The following is a 1,437-nucleotide window of genomic DNA, read 5'->3' as shown; positions in this document are numbered from 1 at the left end:
TGAACTGGCCCCCAAAAGTTGGACTGGTTTAATTCTAGGCGGTGAGGGACTCAAGGGCCTGATTCCGATAGTGCATCGGGGTCAGGCCCTTGAGTCGTTGTTGGATGCGTTCGGTGTTGTACCACTGGATGTAGTCTTCGATGGCTTGGTTAAAGTCCTCGACGGTGTCGAAGACTTCTCCGTGGTACATCTCGGTTTTCAAGTGGCCAAAGAAGTTCTCCATTACTGCGTTGTCGTAGCAGTTGGCTTTTCGCGACATTGACTGGACACCGCCGTTGTCACTGATCAGGTTACGCCAGGAGGAATGCTGGTACTGGAAGCCTTGATCGGTGTGCATCATCCACCCAGGCTTCGGCGCGCAGGCTGCAATCGCCTTAGTCAAGGATTCGGCGGTAAACGCTGCCGTCGGCGATGTAGCCACGGTGTAAGCGACGATTGAGCGGTCGAACAAGTCCATCACCGGTGACAAATACACTTTTCGGCCTGCGACCCTGAACTCGGTGACGTCGCTGACAAAGACGGTGTTTGGCGTGTCTGGGGTGAACTTGCGGTCAAGCTTGTTGTCAGCAATGCGACTTTTAGTTCCTGCGTAGGAAATATACGGTCTGCGTTGGCGGATCTTGGCCCGAAGCCCCATCTGGCGCATGAGTTTGTAAACGAGTTTGTGGTTGACCACCCAGCCCTTGTTGCGCAGGTCCAGCAACACTCGCCGATAGCCGTAGCGATGTTTGTTAACCTCGAAGCTTTCCCGGATAGCGTCCTTGATCGCAGCGTGCTTATCTGGCTCGCTGAGTCGTTTCTGGTGGTAGAAGAATGTCGCCCGCGGCATACCGGCTGCCTCTAGGAGGTACTCCAAGCGGTGGTGAGACTTGAGGATGACGATCGCTTGGACTTTCAGGCGCGTCCCTGATTCCTCAAGTCCCGCAATTTTTTTAGGTAGGCATTTTCGGCCCGCAACCGTTCGTTTTCGCGACGTAGCTTATCTTCTTCAGAAAGCACTTTCGGCTTAGCTGAACCTTTAGGCCTGCCCTTCGGCTTCGGTTTTAAGGCGTCATCGCCGCCTTTGCGCCATTTCCGCGACCAATATCCAACCACTTGGTCTGACGACAGGCCAAACTCACGGGCAAGACTCATCTTTGACTCGCCAGTGAGATGGCGTTGGACAACTTCCTTTTTGATCTCGAAGGAGTACTGCTGCTTTGAAGGCTTTTCCACAAGACACAGCTTGCCATGGAGCAAGAACCGACGAAACAAAGCGCGAACTGGATAAACACCAACACCGACATGATGCGCTGCAGCCCAGTAACTACAACCCTGCTCGAAAAGGGCCACCAATTCTTCCCGCTGCCCCGCCGACAACGAACTACGTGTATGCATACAACTGCTCCCCACTAGTAGGTAACTGATTTCTCAGTCCAACTAATGGGGAGCAGTTCA

Annotated in this window: 1 protein-coding gene; it reads right to left on the bottom strand. The window is 53.6% G+C overall.

Going from position 1 to position 1,437, the window contains the following annotated elements:
* Positions 1 to 34 precede the first annotated feature (34 nt).
* Positions 35 to 1,377, bottom strand: a protein-coding gene (locus QP915_RS11565; RefSeq protein WP_239278535.1) for an IS3 family transposase whose coding sequence is annotated in 2 segments (ribosomal slippage) — positions 35 to 936 and positions 936 to 1,377 — 1,344 coding nt in all. Because the reading frame shifts where the segments join, the coding sequence is not laid out codon by codon here.
* Between the last annotated feature and the right edge of the window lie 60 nt (positions 1,378 to 1,437).

Source organism: Corynebacterium sp. MSK158, assembly GCF_030229085.1.
GTDB lineage: Bacteria > Actinomycetota > Actinomycetes > Mycobacteriales > Mycobacteriaceae > Corynebacterium.
Note: the sequence above shows the minus strand (reverse complement) of the source record. Positions and strands in the feature narration are given on the sequence as shown.